We start from the raw sequence: 18,506 nt of genomic DNA, 5'->3' as shown, positions 1-18,506 counted from the left end.
CGGCACTGCTGACGAATACATCAAAGCGCTGCAGCACTTGCTCCAGATAGTCTGCATAGTCAGCTAATGCCATTTTGGTAACGGCAGCGTTGCTGGTGCCTCCCCGAAGTGCGTGAGTCAAATTCGTAGCTTTTGGTTCATGTGGTAGTGAGCTCAACCGTCTCGTCCAACATTTCAGATTTGACGCCCTAGAAATAAAAGGAAGATTTGGGCCACACAGCCAGCAGCAACTGCCGACCGCATGACTTGAAGAAATCTCAGTCAATTAGCTGATCACGCCGTGAGAGACTCGTGAACATCCCGCGCCTCGATCCTGGCCATGACCCAATCCATCACCTCACTTTCAACCCAGCCGACAGCCCTGTCGCCCAATGACACGGGTTTTGGAAAGCTTCCCTCGCTGATGTACTTGTAGATTGTGGACCGACCTAGGCCGGTGGAATGCTGGACATCTTTCAGGCGAATGATCCTCATGAACTGGCTCCTCTTATCCGTTCAGAGGATTGGCGTGCTGGTAAAGAAGTACCTATTTGAGCGTCACCTCGCGGCTTGGCTGATTCAGCAAGCCATAACCATCCTTTTAAATAATTCGCCGCGAGTAGTGATAGCAACGTGTCATTATGCGAACAGGGTTACCTGCTACTCCTAGGCTGACACTCGCCGATAGGCTGCCCTTGGCTCACACCAGGGCAGTCAAGTGCACGGCGACCTCTCACTTATTGGTTGCACTCCCCATCTGGTGCGCTCAGCTCCTACTACAACCAAAACCATGACTGCCATCACCAAAGACTTTCGTCGCTGACTTGCAGAGGTAGCTTGCTCTGTAAAAGAATGCAGCCTGTCCTTCCGATTCACCGCGATTAAGGTAGTAGAATGGATTGGTGGGAATCTCGACCAAGCCGCTGACAGCCTCTATTGGCAACCCCAAGGCACTGGCCCAAGCGCCTTCTAGGCGATTAAACATGTTGTCCCTGCCAGCCTCGAACTTACCCAAGGCCGTAAACGCATCTCGGTTGAGCAAGATTGCCAGGTGATAGTGGGGCTTACCATGCTGCCCCAGCTCCCGCGCCCAGACGTAGCGGACCTTGCTGTCATGGGCATGCTTGTTCAATTTCCGAGCCTGACTACGGTTATGCTTAATCTTGGCTTTAAACGATTCAATGAACCGTTCAATCACTTCATTGGTAAAAGTGTAATCGGGCAACTGAGCCTGGGCAGGAAGCCGTAGATCAACCCTAAATGCAAATACACGACTGTATTGGATAAGCGCCCGCCCCACCGTTTGATGAAGGCGGTTTAGGTATTCACTGATGAATGGGCCTTTAGCCTCCTGCACAGCCAAGCCTAGGTAAGTAGATCCTGCATAGAGAGTTAGATTAGTGTTTTGATGATGTCGGGCCATGATGGTGCTCCAAGTATGTGGGCTCATACCATCAGCACGCCTAGTACAACTTTACTGAAAATCAGAAACAAGCATAGCCCTACGACTACTTACACCCCCATCCTCTTCCCCGTCGCATATCGCCATACACTGACAACAGCCAACACCGAAGACCAACTAACTCAACAAAAAGCAATCACACAAATCAATACACCCTCCATGGGCACACCAGCAACAATTACTAGCCCTATAGTCATCAATGACACACATAAAAGCATATTACCAATACCGAGGACTTACCGAGATTTCTCGCGACTAAAACACCAAGTGAAATCATTACACAAACACGAAAATCAAGAAGGCAGGCACTCCGATAAAAAACCATCATGACTGAGTAGACCAGACAGGATAGGCGCCATCACCGACATCCCCACCAAAGCCTTTAATAAAAAATTCTAGCCAATAATTACCCCTCCTGACTTTTCCTATAATCCATTCCCGCACCTCACTTTCCAGCCAATCTACACATCGCTCGCCCAGCGGCATCGGACTGCCCACAGATAAATTCATAAACTCTCAATCGAACCAGGCCGATCGACTCGATGACTTTTTAGGACGAATAATCTTCATGAATGGGACTCTTTCTATTCGTTCAGAGGGTGGACTGCACGGTAAAAGTTAACGGCCATCATCGTACCCCCCTACAAAGTAATACAGCTAGACCCTGACTCCTTGAACTCACTTTCAGGAATTATCGAACGTCTGGGCGGACGAGCTGACCGTGAGCGCCAAGAGGAGCGCGCGCCCTGCATGCGTCACCCCCTTCAGGATGGAAGTACCAAACGACGTATTTTTTTGTAGAAAATCTAGCTGAATCCCAGTAAATGATGACCACTCAAGAATTTCATCTACTAGAGATATTCTAGAAAACAACCTAACAAATTAGAAAATACTTCTTTAACAATTAAATAAATGTTATATATAACCTCTATATTTAGGAGGCGATATGGCGATACATCTCAATGACCGGCTAGCACGTATACTTGATGATACGAGCCACAATCGCAGACATGACATTTGGCTATGGATTCAGCTAACAACTAATAACGTTCAATTATCCGGAGACGTTAATCAGCCGGGAATGCGATCCACGATGACACACGTCATATCCAGCACCTCTGGTCTTTCCGAAATAATCAAAAACAAAGAAACCGAACAGCTTCTTCCAGAGAAATGTCTTGAATGGATAAATGAAGGAAAGCGACAAGTTGAATGGTTAAGTTCAAAGCTCAGAGAGCGCATGAATCTTAGTGACTCCATAGCGCCATTAAAATCAGGATTAACTGGAAAGGATTTACTGATCGCAAGCATTGACTTATGGACCATCAACATCAAACAGAAAGGTTCATTTTTAAATGAGTTAGAAACCAGCTGGAACGAACACAAAAAAGGCGACAAACAGTTTAAGTGGTTCGAAGATGATGAGCAAAAATGCATACTAGCCGGGAAGCTGATCAATAAACACATCCCATTGGATGGGCTTCTTTCGATAACGCTATCAGCATACCAACCTATTGAAAACCACGAAAACCTGTTGATTTTTTTCGACCACGCCAACCTTGATAAAAACCAAAAAAGCTTGTTCATAGAAAGAGTTAAAATAAGCTGGCGCCAGCAAAAGTATCGAAAAAACCTGACTGGAAAAGGGCAGTACAACTTCATCCTCTCCGATAAAGCGATAGCACGCCTTGACAAACTTTCCGAAACTTACGAACTCAGCCGTGCAAAAATTTTAGATATTTTATTAAAAATGGAATCCGAACAAAACAGATATATACCTGAGCGAATAAAACTGCTAAAAGACGAGTCGTAACTCGTCGTACAATCACGATTTAAACATCGCTGTCAATATGACTTCCAACCCCGGGACTCAGAGCACTAACTCCATGACTTTTCTATCATTTAAAATTAGCCGTTATCCCGCAGAAGGTGGACTGACAGTTGCGAGACGGTCTACACCATGATCGACACCCTGCTTTTGCAAGCACACCAAGCCAGCTCGTAAAGCTCGCTCCAGACTGAAGTCATCCGACATCGCAAAGCTTTGACCCGTCGTACATCGGACCGAAGATCTTGCCCCTGCGCTCAGACCCAGCATCCGAGACGGTCGCAGGTTCGAATCCCAAGCGAAGTAACGCTTAGGAAAACGGTATTCCAAATGGTATTCCACAACAAAACTCAAACCGTAAATATCATTAAAAATCAAAAAGTTATGATTTAAGTTCAGATTACCCCGGCCCACCAATCAAAACCCAACGAAGCCCGCCCAGTGCGGGCTTCGCTGCATCTGCACTCTTGAATTTTGCCGTGAGCAGTTGCGGATTCACGCCGATCCCAGCGCCTTTTCAGCAACCTCCCTTTCCGGCGCTTTGCCAGCGCACCATTCCTTCGATCCCAAGCATGGCCCGATTGGCGCCCCCGCATCAGTGCTGCCGATTGCCTGCATTTTCAGGCCATTAACCTGGAGGCAGCAGGCACGGCGCTTTCAACTCCTTCTACACTCACTTGGCATACATTCCACACCCTGCCGATAGAGCCCAAATGACGACCCTCAAAGATCGCTTGAAACAAGGCAAGGACGCTCGCAAGAAATGCTCGCGCAGCGCACAGGCAACGCTGGGTAAAGGCAACCGTGATCCGATTCCGCTGATCAAGGCGTCAAGCGAGGGGCGGGTCAAGTCGCTGGTCGAATTGCGCTATGGGCGCATGCTGGTCTCACCCTTCACTTTCTTTCGCGGCAATGCGTTGCTGCAAGCGCACGATCTGGCGGGCACGCCGAACATGGGCCTGGTGTCGCCGATCTGTGGTGACTGTCACTTGATGAATTTCGGCGGCTTCGCCACCCCCGAGCGCAATCTGGTCTTCAGCGTCAACGACTTCGATGAAGCGCATCCCGGGCCCTGGGAGTGGGACTTGAAACGCCTGGTGGCAAGTTTTCTGGTGGCCGCCCGCGACCTGCGTCACGGCAGCTCGGTCGAGGAAGCGGTCTGCCATGAAGCGGTGCGCGCTTATCAACAGACCATGCTCGAATGCGCTGAACAAAGCACTCTGGAGACCTGGTACGAATCCATTTCCTATGACGACTTGCGCGAGCAGGCGCGTAAAAGCGCACTTGAGCATGTAGAGCGCGCCATCGAAAAAGCCGAACGTCGCACCCACGCCGAACTGCTGCCGAAAATCAGCGAGCGTGATGCCCAGGGTCGCCTGGTCATTCGTGATGACTTGCCGGAAATCTTCCACCTGCACGACAACACCACCCTGCTGGATGCCGAGGATGACTGGCTGCGCCTTTCCGACTGGCAGCCGCTGTATGAAACGTTCATGCGCGACTACCGCGCCACCTTGCAGACTGACCGCCGGGCACTGTTGTCACGCTTTCAGGTTCACGACATGGCGTTCAAGGTGGTGGGTGTCGGCAGCGTTGGCACCCGATGCCTGGTGGCTTTGCTGACCGACGAACAAGAGTTCCCGCTCTTCCTGCAATTCAAGGAAGCACGCCAATCCGTGATCGCCAATTACGTCAAAAGCAAGTCACGGACACGGCATGAAGGGCAGCGAGTCGTCGATGGCCAGCGCCTGATGCAATCGGCCAGCGACCTGTTCCTTGGCTGGACCACCGGCCCGAACGGTCGTCATTTCTATGTGCGTCAGTTGCGCGATATGAAAGTCTCCGCAGAGCTCGAAACGTTCGACGCCGAGACCTTTGCGGCCTACGGCAGGGTCTGTGGTCGTGCCTTGGCCAATGCCCACGCCAAGTCGTCAGGCTACGCCGCGCACATCACTGGCTACATCGGCAAGGGAGACGCATTGGCTGATGCACTCCACCGATACGCCAAGGGTTATGCCGAACAGAACGAACGCGACTTCATGCGCTTCCAGCAGGCCTGTCGCAAGGGCCGCTTGCGCGCGCGGTCGGAAGCGGATTTTGCGGCAGATCATTTGCCTTAGCCTCGGGCGCGCCGGCCATCGCCGGACAAATGAACATTTCTTCACCCCTGGTCCTGGTCGCAACCTGTACATTTCCCTCGCTCATTCAAGAAACTACGGTTTGCCCGCCCTCCCGCGGGCTTTTTTTTGCCTGTAGATTGGTCATCGTCCACCGCAACCCGGAACACTCGATGACAATCCTCACCCTGCCGTACAAACGCGTGACGCTGGCCATCCTCAGCCCCAGCCAGGCGCCACTGGAAAGCGATTTCTACCAACGCAACCAGGCCCACCTTGCCCCCTGGTCGCCGGTTCGGCCTGACGATTACTACAGCCCGGAAAAAATCCGCTCGCGCCTGGCGCAACAGGCCTTTGCCTTTGAAGACGGCTACGCGGTGCACTTTGCCGTGCTGGATCGCAACAGCGAGCAGATGATCGGTGCGTGCAATTTCAGCGGCATCATTCGCGGGGCATTTCAGGCGTGCTACCTCGGCTATCACATCGACCAATCCCGCCAGGGCCAGGGTTTGATGCATGAAGCCCTGCAAGCGGGCATCCGCTACATGTTCGAAACCATGAACCTGCACCGGATCATGGCCAACTACATCCCCGACAACGAGCGCAGCGCCCGGTTGCTGGAGCGCCTGGGTTTCGAGCGCGAAGGCTATGCCAAGGCGTACCTGAACATCGGCGGGCGTTGGCAGGATCATGTACTGACGGCGCTGGTCAGCAAGGTCTATGAAGACCCTGATCAGTGCTGGTCCAGACAGTTATCCTAAGCTTTCACACCGCGTTCACGCTTTGTTAAGGATTCGCTTTGTATGCTTGAAAGCTCTACCCCCCCTCTTCGGCTACCAACATCTCATGTCACGCTACTCTTCTTCACTTTTTCTGCTTGCCGCGCTGCTATTTTTCTTCGCCCTGGGCAATCACCAGTTGCAAGGTTCCACCGAACCGCGGGTCGCCGGCATTGCCATGGAAATGCACCTGGACAATGACTGGGTGACGCCCCACCTGTTCGGCGTACCCTTCCTGGAAAAACCACCCCTGAGCCTGTGGCTCGATGCCGGAGCCATTCGCATCTTCGGCGGCACGTCGTGGGCAGTGCGACTTGCCTCGGCATTCGCCGGATTGTTCAGCGTGATGCTGTTGTTCACGATGCTGCGGCGGTTCGGCCGGCCGACAATCCTTGCCTGGACTGCTGCTCTTCTGCTGGCGACCATGGCCAGTTACTGGAGTAACGTGCGCAGCGTCGGCGAAGACGCGTTGCTCGCCTTCGGCGTGACACTGACGCTACTGGCGTTCTTCCAGGGCCACCGCCAATCGAGCCTGGGCAATGCACTGCTGTTCGCCCTGGGCATCACCATCGCTACCTTGAGCAAAGGCATCCTGGGACTGGCAATGCCGGGGGTGGTGATCTTCGCCTTTTTGCTGGCAGAAAGCCTGATGGACAAGCGTCTGTACCTCTCGCACTGGGTACGTCCGGGGCTGCTGACAATGCTGGGGTTGCTGCCACTGATGATCTGGCTGGCGCTGCTGTATCAGCGCGGCGGCATCCAGGCAGTGACGGAGCTGCTGCTGACCAACAGCGTCGGACGCTTCAGTGGCTCCTTCGTGGAAGCCGGTCATCACGAACCGTTCTACTACTATCTGGCCAAACTGCCCCAGGCGTTTTTGCCCTGGAACATTCTGGTGTATCTGGGGTTGTGGCATTTCCGCAAAAGCCTGATGGCCAACCGTTACCTGCTGTTCTTCACCCTGTGGATCCTGGCCCAGTTCGTCATGCTGACGTTGGCGTCGACTAAACGCACTGTGTACCTGATGTCGATGACACCGGCGGCAGCTGTCATCGCCGCCGAGTACGCGAGCGTCCTGTACGCAAGACTGAAGGCGCGGCAAGACGCCCCGCCCCTGATGAGCAGCATTATCCGGCATCGTCGCAGCGTGGTGGTTGGCACGCTGTCCGTGGTGATCGTCAGCTACCTCGCCGCTGCACAATGGGTGTTCCCCCAGGCCGATCGCAAATTGTCCTTCCTGCCACTGACCGAGCAGATCCAGACCCTGCAAGCCAACGGTCAGCAGGTCGCGCTGTATCAGGCCAGCGAACGCCTGGGCGGCGCCAGTGTGTTCTATACCCACCGCGTGCTCAAAGGACTGGATACCGAGGCGCAGCTGCATGAGTTCCTGACGGCGTCGCCTTCCAACGTAGCGGTCATGGCTGCCAATGAAGAACCGCCCGCCCCCTTGAAAGTGCTCAAATCCATGAAGGTCGGGAAGCAGGATTACTACTTTGTAGGGCAATAAAAAAAACCCGTGATCCCTGGGGAATCACGGGTTTTACATTTCGACATCTGGATTAACTGGCTGCCTGAGCCTGCGCTACAGCTACCCGCCGTTCATGCTTTTGCAGAACCGGCTGATCCAGCCGCGCTCGGCCGTAAAACGCCAGCGCCGTCAGCAAACACGCCAGCCATACGAAGATCCCGGCCCAGAGGGTGTGGGACATGTAGTGCCAGCCTTGCAGCACTCGCGTGGTGCCGTAGACGAAACCCAGCAGCAGCGACCCGTACATCACCGCTTTGGAAAAGCGCCACTGGTAGCGACGCGCAACGAAATACAGCGCCAACATGGTAAAGCCCCCGGAGGCATGGCCACCCGGCCAGCAGCGGCCGTCGCCTGCTTCCCTGAACAGCTGGAAATTCTCGTACCACTCGACGTGGGCAATTTTTCCACCGTAGAGCGTCGTTTCAATCGGGCAGTACACGCTGGTATGCGACTTCAGGAAATGAATCACCCCGGTGCAAATTGCGAACGCAAACACCACAAACAGAAAATCCCGACGATGGTCCCTGGCAAATCGAAGCACAGGGGCGGCTTTGGTCCGCTCCAGGAAGTTGCCCAGTCGCGGATGTTTTGGCGGATTGAGCAACGGCCAGACAAACGACAGGATTGCCCCAATCAACGCAATTTCAGCGGTCCAGTTGGGAATGATCCGCGCCCACTTGTGGGTCAGTTGCTCAAAGAGGCGAACATGGTCGATTGGAAAGGTCTGGGAAATTGGATCAAAGAACAGATTGCTGAACGCGCGGTCGATTGAGGTCATGTCGAACATCAGGAAGACCACGGCCGCGCAGGCCAGGGGAATGCCGAAATTCAGCCAGTAAAAACGGTGGGAAGTACTCTGCATCGTGTGTCCTGATCAAAAAGATGAATTCATTTGCCCGTCACCGATTGCCAGTCCGCGGCGTCGATGAAGCCCAGCATGCGAGGTGTCTGTGGCGTTTCGGCGGAAATAAACAACGAAGCGCCGTAGCCCAAAGTGGAGCCTGACAACTTGAGGTCTTTCTCGAGCTGCTCCATGCATTCGCTGTGGGTCACCAGAATCAGGTTGCGTCCGGCCACTTTGTGCGCCAAAGCGTCGCGCAGCATAGTGCCCTTGCAGCTGATCAGCCAGTCCTCACCGGTGCCGACCTTGTTGAACATGTAGGCTGCTGTCTGTGCCGTTCGCAGCATCGGGCTGTTGTAGATGTCGGCCTTGTTCAGCCCCAACTGTTCGAAGTGCGCACCGACTGCCACCGCGACGCTACGCGAACGTTCGGTAATACCGTCGTTGCCCACCAAACAGGCGGCGCTGGAGTGATCACAACGTTCGACATGGCGTACCAGCACGATCATGTCGCCCTTGGCCCAACCGGCCAGCAATGCCTGGGCACCGGCCACATTGCCATGGGCCAGGTCCGGCACGCCGGCGGGCCGCAGGAGAAATATTGTCAGGGGTATCACCAGCAACGCCGAGGCCAGCACCACGATTGCATTGCGATGACGGGCCAGCCCGCTCAGATCGATCGAGCGTTTTACGCCGAAAAGACTCAGTCTCAATACCACATCAGGCCGCCTCGCCGGCATGCACCACTCAAAATAGTGCCATGAGACTAGACAGGAGGGCGTCGACTCAAAGTGAAACGATTGTGAAAAAAAGCTCAAAACCCTGCAAAAACCTTGTTACAGATCCCCTGAAAAAACCTTTCAGCTCTCATGTTTGCGGCCGATAAACACTTGCTACACCGCTTGCTGGCCCTAAAAACAACAATCTTCCAGCCAACCGACGATCAAGAAGCAACACGTTCCTGGAGGAATTTTGATGAATAGCTGGTTCGGCAACATCAGCGTGAACCTGAAACTGGGCCTGGGCTTTGGCCTGGTCCTCGCCTTGACCTGCGTGCTCGCCCTCACCGGCTGGACCAGCCTGGGCAGTTTGATTGACCGCAGCAACTGGATGAGCGACATCACCCAGCTCAACGCCAGCCTGACCAAACTACGGGTCGCGCGCCTGCAATACATGCTGACCAACGGCGACGAAACCACCGCCCAAAGCGTGCAGACCACCCTCGAAGCCTTTTCCGCTCAACAACAAGCGCTGCTGGTGAAGTTCAAGAGCCCGGAAAACCTCAAGTTGCTCAAAGAGCAAGGCGCCGTCATCGACGCCTACAAGACGTCCCTGAACAAGATGCGTGGCGCCTACCGCGCCGGCAACAGCGCCCGCGATGCCATGACCGCCAATGCCGAAACCGCCAACACGCTGATCAACGACCTCAACACCCGCGTGCAACAACTACCGCCGAGCGATCAGCGCTTCGAACAGTTCCAGGCCATCACCGCTGCCAGGGAAGCCTTCTTGCTGGCCCGCTACGAAGTACGCGGCTACACCGCGACCACCAATGCCGACACCGAGCAAAAAGCCGTCGCCCAACTGGATGCCGCCATCGCCAGCCTGAAACAGCTCAATGTGCATTTCGCCGACGTAGAGCCAGATGCCCTGCGTCGACTGGAAACCGCCCTGGGCAACTACCGCAGCGCGTTACAAGCCTACAAAACCGCGAGTAACGAGGTGGTGCAGGCACGCAAGGAAATGACCGAAGAGGGTGCCGCCATCGTCAGCCTCAGCGATGCGCTGTACCAGATTCAACTCGACCGCCGTGATGCCGAAAGCGCCAAGGCCCGCACCCTGCAACTGGTCAGCACGTTGCTGGCATTGTTGGTCGGTGTCATTGCCGCCGTCATCATTACCCGGCAGATCACCGGCCCGCTGCGCGACACACTGGCCGTGGTCGATCGCATCGCCAGCGGCGACTTGACCCACGACGTCCGGGTGACACGCCGCGATGAACTGGGGGTGTTGCAGCAAGGCATCGCGCGCATGGGCGTAACCCTGCGCGACCTGATCAGCGGCATCCGCGATGGCGTCACCCAGATCGCCAGCGCCGCCGAGGAATTATCGGCCGTGACCGAACAGACCAGCGCCGGGGTCAACAGCCAGAAAGTTGAAACCGATCAGGTCGCCACCGCCATGCACGAAATGACTGCCACCGTGCAGGAAGTCGCACGCAATGCCGAGCACGCTTCGCAAGCGGCAGCCGCGGCCGATGGTGAAGCTCGCGAAGGTGACAAAGTGGTTGGCGAAGCCATTGCCCAGATCGAACGCCTGGCCAGTGAAGTGGTGCGCTCCACCGAAGCCATGAGCGTGCTGCAACAGGAAAGCGACAAGATCGGCAGCGTGATGGACGTGATCAAGGCCGTCGCCGAACAGACCAACCTGCTGGCACTCAATGCCGCCATTGAAGCGGCACGTGCCGGTGAAGCCGGACGTGGTTTTGCCGTGGTGGCCGACGAAGTCCGCGGCCTGGCCCAGCGCACACAGAAATCCACCGAAGAAATCGAAGGTTTGGTGGCGGGTCTGCAGAACGGTACCCAGCAAGTGGCGATGGTGATGAACAACAGCCGCGTCCTGACCGACAGCAGCGTGGCCCTGACCCGCAAGGCCGGCGCCTCACTGGAAAGCATCACCCGCACGGTGTCCAACATTCAGTCGATGAACCAGCAGATCGCCGCCGCCGCCGAACAGCAAAGCGCCGTGGCCGAAGAGATCAGCCGCAGCATCATCAACGTGCGCGACGTCTCCGAACAGACGGCTGCGGCCAGCGACGAAACGGCAGCATCCAGTATTGAACTGGCGCGCTTGGGGAATCAGTTGCAGGCGATGGTGAGTCACTTCCGCGTCTGACGTACGCTCAAACCGGGGGCAAGCCCACACAGGTATTCACCGAGCCCTGTGGGGCTTGCCCGCGATGGCGATCCGACTGTCACCGCAGATGCTCAAACACTGATCGCATTGGTAAACACCAACCGATTGCCAAACGGATCCGTCACGGTCATGTCCTGGCTGCCCCACGGCATCGCCTGAATTTGCGGGTGAGCGAAGGGGTATTCCCTGGCCAGCAATTGCTGCTGGAACACTTCCAGTTCATCGGTCTCGATGCGCAGGGCCGAGCCCGGGGTGCTGTCCCCGTGGTGTTCGGACAGATGCAGCACGCATTCACCGCGCGATACCTGCAGGTACAACGGGAAGCCGGGTTCAAAACGATGCTGCCAGTCGACCTTGAATCCGAGGAAGTCGACGTAGAACTCCATGGCCGTGATCTCATCGAAGATCCGCAGGATCGGGGTGGTTTTGCCGAGGCTCATCGCGTTGCTCCCAGACGGAAATGGCCCGGAGTGGAGTCGGGCTGTACGTCAGCAATTCGGCTGGGGCATGGCATTCTTTAATGTCAATGCGCCATCATTGTGACGCAACCCCCAATCCTCACTCAAACCCGTCTCGCAGATCCCCTTCCCGCGCCAGAAACCGCCCTTCCCTGCGCCCGTTCGCCTGACCGTCGCAGTAACTCAGAATGCCGTTGATCCACACACCGTCGATGCCTTCTGCGGCCCGTTGCGGATCATTGAAGTCCGCCACGTCGCGGATGGTCGCCGGGTCGAACAACACCAGGTCGGCCCAATGCCCTTCGCGGATCTCGCCCCGCTCCTTCAAGCCGAATCGCGCGGCGGATAGCCCGGTCATTTTGTGCACGGCGGTGTGCAGCGCAAACAGCCCTAAGTCACGGCTGAAATACCCCAGCACTCGCGGGAACGCGCCCCACAGGCGTGGATGCGGGAATGGATCTTCCGGCAAGCCATCGGAGCCGATCATCGACAGTGGATGCGCAAGGATTCTGCGCACATCCGCCTCGTCCATCCCGTAATACACCGCGCCGGCCGGCTGCAGTTGGCGGGCGGCATCGAGCAACGACAGGTTCCACGCGGCGGCGATATCCATCAGGTCGCGGCCCCCCATCTCCGGGTGCGGCGTCGACCAGGTGATGGTGATGCGATGGGCATCGGTGACTTGCTTGAGGTCCAGGGTCGAAGAGCTCGCCGCATAGGGATAGCAATCGCAGCCCACCGGATGGGTTTGCGCGGCACGCTCAAGGGATTCCAGCAACTGCGGGCTGCGGCCCCAGTTACCGGCGCCAGCGCATTTGAGGTGGGAAATGATCACCGGGGATTTCGCATGGCGGCCGATCTGGAACGCCTCGTCCATGGCCTCCAGCACCGGTTCGAATTCGCTGCGCAAGTGGGTGGTGTAGACGGCGCCGAATGCCGTCAGTTCTTCGGTCAACTGCATCACTTCGTCGGTGGACGCCGAGAACGCGCTGGCGTATGCCAGGCCCGTGGACAAGCCCAGTGCACCCGCCTCCAGGCTCTCGCGCAGTTGCTCGCGCATCGCGGCAATTTCGTCGACCGTGGCGGTGCGAAACAGATCGTCGAGGTGATTGCTGCGCAGCGCGGTGTGGCCCACCAGCGCGGCGACGTTCAGCGTCGTGTTCGCCGCTTCGACGGCCGCGCGGTAATCGCTGAACGTCGGATAAACAAAGGCGGCGCGGGTGCCCAGCAGGTTCATCGGATCCGGTGGGTCGCCGCGCAAACTCACGGGCGAAGCGCTGATGCCACAGTTGCCGACGATCACTGTGGTCACGCCCTGGCTGAGCTTGGGCAGCATCTGCGGCTGGCGGATCACCACGGTGTCGTCATGGGTGTGTACGTCGATGAAACCCGGCGCCAGCACGCGACCGGCAGCGTCGATCTCCTCGGTGGCGCGGGTATCGTGCAGGTCGCCGATACGCTCGATGCGTCCGTTCAGAATCGCCAGGTCGGCGGGGTAGCCGGGGCGGTTGCTGCCGTCGATGATCAGCGCGTTGCGAATCAGCGTGTCGTACATCATGTCAGTCTCCCAGCGGCAAGTGATCATCGCCGCCGCGGTAATCGTCCAGGGCGAGTTTGATCCGCCGCAGACGTTCTTGATTGTCTTCAGGATTGGCCAGTGCCAGTTCGGTGGCAAGTACGTCGATGGCCAGCAGCATGCCGTAGCGCGCGGCAGTCGGTTTGTAGATGAACGAGGTCTCGGCACTTTGCAGCGGCAGCACGATGTCGGCCAGTTGCGCCAGCGGCGAATCACCCCGCGTGATCGCCAGAATGCGCGCGCCGTAGTTGCGCGCCAGTTCCACGGTTTCCAGCAATTCGGGGGTGATGCCCGTCAGCGAACAGACGATGACCACCTGTTCGGCGCTGAGGCTGGCGGCGGTGACCCGCATCATCACCGCGTCATGACACGCTGTGATCGGATAACCGAGCCGCACCAGGCGCACCTGCAACTCATCGCTGCACAGGGTCGAGCAGCCGCCCATGCCGAAGGCGTGAATCATCCGCGCCTTGCCCAGCAGTTTCACCGCGTCGGCAAAGCGCGACTCGTCGAAGGCCGACAGATGCTGACGCAATGTCGACTCGATATCGCCGACGATCTGCCCATAAAACGCCGACTGCTCGGGCGTCCCCGCCGGATCGAGAAAACGGCTGCCGACGCCACTGGCCTGGGCCAGTTGCAGGCGCAGATCACGCAAGTCGCGACAGCCGACCGTACGGGCGAAACGCGACAGTGTGGCGGTACTGACTTCCGCCCGCTGTGCCAGCTCGTCGAGGCTGGCCGACGCGGCAACCCCTACGTCGTCGAGCATCAGGCGGGCGATCCGTCCTTCACCGGCGCTGAAGGAATCCTGGCGAGCGCGAATCTGGTAGAGGATGTCCATGGCGGGCGGCTCCGGCTAAATCAGGTAAGAAAGACCCACGGTCAAACCGAAGGCGACGAGCGAGATCAGGGTTTCAAGCACGGTCCAGGTCTTGAAGGTCTGGGCGACCGTCATGTTGAAGTATTCCTTGATCAACCAGAAGCCGCCGTCGTTGACGTGGGAAAAAATCACCGACCCCGCGCCCGTCGCCAGCACCAACAACTCCGGGTGCGGGTAACCCAAGCCAATCGCCACCGGCGCGACCACACCTGACGCGGTGGTCATGGCCACGGTGGCCGAACCGGTGGCGATGCGCATCAGCGCGGCGAACAGCCAGCCCATCAGCAGCGGCGACAGGTGGAAGTCGTGGGCCAGGCCGACGATCTGGTCGGTGACGCCAGCGTCCACCAGAATCCGGTTCAGGCCGCCACCGGCACCGACCAGCAAGGTGATGCTGGCGGTCGGTGCCAGGCACTCGTTGGTGAATTTCAGGATCGCTTCACGGTTGAAGCCCTGGGCCAGGCCTAGGGTCCAGAAGCTCAGCAGCGTCGCCAGCAACAACGCGATCACCGAGTTGCCGATGAACAGCAGGAACTGGTTGAAACCGCTGCCCGGCGTGGAAATAAGGTTGGCCCAGCCACCGATCAGCATCAGCACCACCGGCAGCAAAATGGTCGCCATGGTGATGCCGAAACCGGGCAGGCTGTCGCGCGGCTCGCGTTCGAGGAACTGCCGCTCCAACGGGTTTTGCGCCGGTAACTGGATACGCGGCACGATGAATTTGGCGTAGAGCGGGCCGGCGATGATCGCCGTCGGGATACCGATCAGGATGGCATACAGCAGGGTCTGCCCCACCGACGCCTGATAGGCCTGCACCGCCAGCATCGCCGCCGGGTGCGGCGGCACCAGGGCATGCACCACCGAGAGCCCGGCCACCATGGGCAAGCCGACCATCAGAATCGACACCCCCACCCGCCGCGCCACGGTAAACGCAATCGGCACCAACAACACGAAACCGACTTCGAAGAACAGCGGCAGCCCGACCAGGAAAGCGATGCAGACCATCGCCCAATGGGCGTTTTTCTCGCCGAAGCGTTCAATCAGTGTACGCGCCATCTGCTCCGCGCCGCCGGACTCGGCCATCATCTTGCCGAGCATCGTCCCCAGCGCGACCACCAGCGCGATGTGCCCCAATGTCTTGCCCACACCAGCTTCATACGCGCCGACCACACCGGACGGCGGCATACCGGCGACCAGCGCCAGACCGATGGAAATCAGGGTGATGACAATGAACGGATTGAGCCGGTAGCGGGCGATCAGCACGATCAGCGCGATGATGGCGACCGCGGCGTACACCAGCAGCCAATAGCCGAAGGACGGGGTCATGCGGTACTCCTCGAGAGGGTCACGTCGAAAGTTTTGTGAAACTCTTAAAACATTTCGAGACACGACATTCAAACGAGGTGAAAGTAATTTTCGTGCAGAGACAAGGCGTGTCGCGCAGAGGCATGTCTTGTCGCGAATAATGAAAATCAGGCAGGCGGATTTACATCGCGCCTGCCACGGGCGGGGTCTCAGTCGTGTTGCACGCGTGCCCGCTTGAGCAGTTTCTTGCAGCGCTCGGATAAATGCAGCACGCGCAGGTGCTTTCCAGCCTTTTCATAGCGCTCGCGCAGTGTCTTGAGCGCGGCGATGGCCGAGTAATCGACAAAGCTCAGGTGGCGACAATCGATGGTCACCACGGACGGGTCGTTGGCAGGATCGAACTGATTGAGAAAGGGTGTGGTCGAGGCGAAGAACAGCGTGCCATGCAGCAGGTACAGCTTGCTGCCGTCGGCTTCGACGTGAGTGTCGGCATACAACTCACGGGCCTGCTGCCAGGCGAAGTTGAGCGCCGCAATGATGATGCCGCACAGCACGGCTGTCGCCAGATCGGTGAACACCGTAATCACCGTCACTGCGATGATCACCAGCACGTCATTGAGCGGCACCTTGTTCAGCACCCGCAGCGAGGCCCAGGCAAAGGTCTGCTGCGACACCACGAACATCACCCCGACCAGGGCCGCTAACGGAATGCGCTCGATCAGCGGTGACAGAAACAGAATGAACAGCAGGATCGCCACCCCGGCGACCACACCGGACAAACGACCGCGACCACCGGAACTGAGGTTGATCACGGTCTGGCCGATCATCGCGCAACCACCCATGCCGCCGAACAGACCGGACACCACATTGGCCGCGCCCAGCGCCACGCATTCGCGATCGGGGTAACCGCGGCTCTCGGTGATTTCATCGGTGAGGTTCAGGGTCAGCAGGGTTTCCAGCAAACCGACCAGCGCCATGAGGATCGCGTAGGGCGCGATGATGCGCAGGGTCTCCAGGTTCCAGGGAAGGTCCGGCAGGGCGAACGTCGGCAGGCCGCCGGCGATGTGCGCCATGTCACCCAGGGTACGGGTCGGCAGACCGAGCAGATAAACCGCCAGGCCAACGCCCAGAATCGCCACCAAGGCTGGCGGGACCGTGCGGGTCAGGCGCGGCAGCACATAGACAATCACCATCGTCACCGCGACCAGCCCGACCATCATGTACAACGGTGCACCGCTCAACCAGGCCTCACCGCTTTTGAAATGCTCCAGTTGCGCCAGGGCAATGATGATCGCCAGGCCGTTGACGAAGCCGAGCATCACCGGGTGCGGCACCATCCGCACCAGTTTGCCAAGTCGCAGCAGCCCGAACGCCAGCATGACCAGGCCACCGAGCAACACCGTGGCCAGCAAGTACTGCACGCCGTGTTGCACCACCAGCGCGACAATCACCACCGCCATCGAACCCGCGGCCCCGGAGACCATACCCGGTCGACCACCGAACAGCGCAGTCAGGGTGCAAATGATGAACGCGCCGTACAGGCCCATCAGCGGATTGAGGTGCGCCACCAGTGCGAAGGCGATGCATTCGGGCAGCAAGGCGAAAGACGTGGTGAGGCCGGCCAGGGCATCGGCGCGTAGGTGTTTTGGTTTCATGGGGGACCGCATGCAGGGAGTAGCAGGAAAGAGTGTGCGGATGTTACGGAATCGAGGGCGGCCCGGCCAGTTTATGAGATTTCAGAAACGCTATCGCGAGCAGGCTCCCCACAGTGAACCGCGCTCTCCATACCGGCGCGGTCTAATGTGGGAGCGAGCCTGCTCGCGATGAACGATGACGCGATCTAATAAAGACTTCACACCATCTCGTTAAGAATCCATTCAACCACCGACGTGCGCTTCGGTGCCCAGCCCAGCAATTCCCGCGCCTGCTTGCCGCGAACCCGGCTGTTGGAGCCCAGTCCATAGTTGGCCATCTCATAACCCCACTCGGCTTCGGCGTCTTTGAGCGGCCAGTCTTGCGGCTTGCCCAGATTCAGCGCCTCGGCCATCGCCGTGGTCATGTCGATGAACGACGCTTCGCCGCTTTCGACAAAGTAGAAGGTGCCGGGAACGTTTTTGGTGAGCGCCAGCAGGTACAGGGCCACCACGTCTTCGATGTGCACGTTGGACCAGATGTTCTGGCCGGTCCCGACGTGACGCACCACGCCGCTTTTACGCGCCTGTTTCAGCAAACGCGGCAACTGCACGCTGTCGCGATGGACGCCCAGGCTGTGGCCATAGATCAGGGTGTTGCAGATGACCGCCGAATTCACGCCGTCCCTGGCTGCCGCCAGGATCAGGTTGTCGATGGCCACCCGTGCAGCCTTGTCGACGGTCGGTTCCGGCAGGTTGTCTTCGTAGTAGATGACATCACTGGACTGACCGCCCGACGCATCACCGACGATGCTCGAACCGCTGGTGTGCAGGAACACCTTGTTGGAACCGCGCAGGGCATCGAGCAGGACTTGTACTGCACTGCGGTGGTCGCTGCTGGCGGCGTTGATCACCGCGTCGGCGGCGCGGGCCTGGTCGGCCAATAGTGCGCTGTCGTCAAGAGTGCCGATGACCGGGGTGATCCCCAGCGCTGTCAGTTCTTCCGCTTGTTCGACGCTGCGCACCAGACCGCTGACCTGGTGGCCGGCACGGATCAGGCCCGTAGCGATCGAGCCGCCGATGAAGCCGGCGGCGCCGGTGACGAAGACATTCATGGAGGAGCTCCCTGCGTTGATAAGTGATGCAATGAGTATCAAGCAGCGATCCCTGACGAAAAATCCCTGCCGGCCCAAATCACTCTTG

General features: G+C 58.0%; 16 protein-coding genes and 1 pseudogene. 6 read left to right on the top strand and 11 right to left on the bottom strand.

Annotated features, from left to right (window positions below; translation table 11 throughout):
* Positions 1–273: 273 nt before the first annotated feature.
* From ACGJAX_RS09675 to ACGJAX_RS09665, 3 genes are all read right to left on the bottom strand, one after another.
* Positions 274–474, bottom strand: a complete 201-nt coding sequence (locus ACGJAX_RS09675) for an AlpA family transcriptional regulator (protein WP_348130568.1) — start codon at positions 472–474, stop codon at positions 274–276.
* A 271-nt stretch (positions 475–745) separates the two neighbouring features.
* On the bottom strand, positions 746–1,402 hold the full coding sequence (locus ACGJAX_RS09670) for an inovirus-type Gp2 protein (RefSeq protein ID WP_390958608.1): 657 nt from the start codon (positions 1,400–1,402) through the stop codon (positions 746–748).
* A gap of 363 nt (positions 1,403–1,765) precedes the next feature.
* Positions 1,766–1,927 (bottom strand): AlpA family phage regulatory protein, encoded by a 162-nt coding sequence (locus tag ACGJAX_RS09665; RefSeq protein WP_390959834.1) that lies wholly within the window; start codon positions 1,925–1,927, stop codon positions 1,766–1,768.
* 460 nt (positions 1,928–2,387) lie between these two features.
* Between ACGJAX_RS09665 and ACGJAX_RS09660 the strand changes: the two genes are divergently transcribed.
* From ACGJAX_RS09660 to ACGJAX_RS09645, 4 genes are all read left to right on the top strand, one after another.
* Positions 2,388–3,254, top strand: coding sequence for a hypothetical protein (locus ACGJAX_RS09660; protein WP_390958606.1), 867 nt, complete (start codon positions 2,388–2,390; stop codon positions 3,252–3,254).
* Positions 3,255–3,982: 728 nt separating this feature from the next.
* Positions 3,983–5,389, top strand: a complete 1,407-nt coding sequence (locus ACGJAX_RS09655) for a DUF2252 family protein (protein ID WP_390958604.1) — start codon at positions 3,983–3,985, stop codon at positions 5,387–5,389.
* 170 nt (positions 5,390–5,559) lie between these two features.
* Entirely contained in the window at positions 5,560–6,147 is a 588-nt protein-coding gene (gene rimJ, locus ACGJAX_RS09650) for a ribosomal protein S5-alanine N-acetyltransferase (RefSeq protein WP_390958602.1), read from the top strand.
* 85 nt (positions 6,148–6,232) lie between these two features.
* Positions 6,233–7,672 carry a phospholipid carrier-dependent glycosyltransferase gene (locus ACGJAX_RS09645; protein WP_390958600.1) on the top strand — a complete coding sequence of 480 codons (1,440 nt, stop codon included), beginning with the start codon at positions 6,233–6,235 and terminating at the stop codon, positions 7,670–7,672.
* Positions 7,673–7,724: 52 nt separating this feature from the next.
* Here the strand turns inward: ACGJAX_RS09645 and ACGJAX_RS09640 are convergent, their stop codons facing one another.
* Both ACGJAX_RS09640 and ACGJAX_RS09635 read right to left on the bottom strand, forming a co-directional pair.
* Complete coding sequence (locus ACGJAX_RS09640; RefSeq protein WP_248914290.1) at positions 7,725–8,555, bottom strand: phosphatase PAP2 family protein; 831 nt, start codon at positions 8,553–8,555, stop codon at positions 7,725–7,727.
* A gap of 26 nt (positions 8,556–8,581) precedes the next feature.
* Positions 8,582–9,253, bottom strand: coding sequence for a histidine phosphatase family protein (locus tag ACGJAX_RS09635; RefSeq protein WP_390958598.1), 672 nt, complete (start codon positions 9,251–9,253; stop codon positions 8,582–8,584).
* A gap of 256 nt (positions 9,254–9,509) precedes the next feature.
* Between ACGJAX_RS09635 and ACGJAX_RS09630 the strand changes: the two are divergent.
* Positions 9,510–10,523, top strand: a pseudogene (locus tag ACGJAX_RS09630) (methyl-accepting chemotaxis protein); the annotation flags it as partial.
* 42 nt (positions 10,524–10,565) lie between these two features.
* On the top strand, positions 10,566–11,429 hold the full coding sequence (locus tag ACGJAX_RS09625) for a methyl-accepting chemotaxis protein (RefSeq protein ID WP_390959832.1): 864 nt from the start codon (positions 10,566–10,568) through the stop codon (positions 11,427–11,429).
* A 92-nt stretch (positions 11,430–11,521) separates the two neighbouring features.
* Here ACGJAX_RS09625 and ACGJAX_RS09620 read toward each other — a convergent pair whose 3' ends face one another.
* From ACGJAX_RS09620 to ACGJAX_RS09595, 6 genes are all read right to left on the bottom strand, one after another.
* Positions 11,522–11,890, bottom strand: a complete 369-nt coding sequence (locus ACGJAX_RS09620) for a glyoxalase superfamily protein (RefSeq protein ID WP_390958596.1) — start codon at positions 11,888–11,890, stop codon at positions 11,522–11,524.
* 118 nt (positions 11,891–12,008) lie between these two features.
* Entirely contained in the window at positions 12,009–13,466 is a 1,458-nt protein-coding gene (locus ACGJAX_RS09615) for an amidohydrolase family protein (RefSeq protein ID WP_390958594.1), read from the bottom strand.
* A 1-nt stretch (position 13,467) separates the two neighbouring features.
* Entirely contained in the window at positions 13,468–14,328 is an 861-nt protein-coding gene (locus ACGJAX_RS09610) for an SIS domain-containing protein (protein WP_390958593.1), read from the bottom strand.
* 15 nt (positions 14,329–14,343) lie between these two features.
* Positions 14,344–15,693: a GntP family permease gene (locus ACGJAX_RS09605; RefSeq protein WP_090315789.1), complete on the bottom strand. Its 1,350-nt coding sequence runs from the start codon at positions 15,691–15,693 to the stop codon at positions 14,344–14,346.
* A gap of 188 nt (positions 15,694–15,881) precedes the next feature.
* Complete coding sequence (locus ACGJAX_RS09600; RefSeq protein ID WP_247257637.1) at positions 15,882–17,327, bottom strand: SulP family inorganic anion transporter; 1,446 nt, start codon at positions 17,325–17,327, stop codon at positions 15,882–15,884.
* 197 nt (positions 17,328–17,524) lie between these two features.
* On the bottom strand, positions 17,525–18,418 hold the full coding sequence (locus ACGJAX_RS09595; RefSeq protein ID WP_390958590.1) for an NAD-dependent epimerase/dehydratase family protein: 894 nt from the start codon (positions 18,416–18,418) through the stop codon (positions 17,525–17,527).
* Positions 18,419–18,506 lie beyond the last annotated feature (88 nt).

The organism is Pseudomonas moorei, from assembly GCF_042846945.1.
GTDB lineage: Bacteria > Pseudomonadota > Gammaproteobacteria > Pseudomonadales > Pseudomonadaceae > Aquipseudomonas > Aquipseudomonas moorei.
This window is presented reverse-complemented; position numbering and strand designations above follow the sequence as displayed.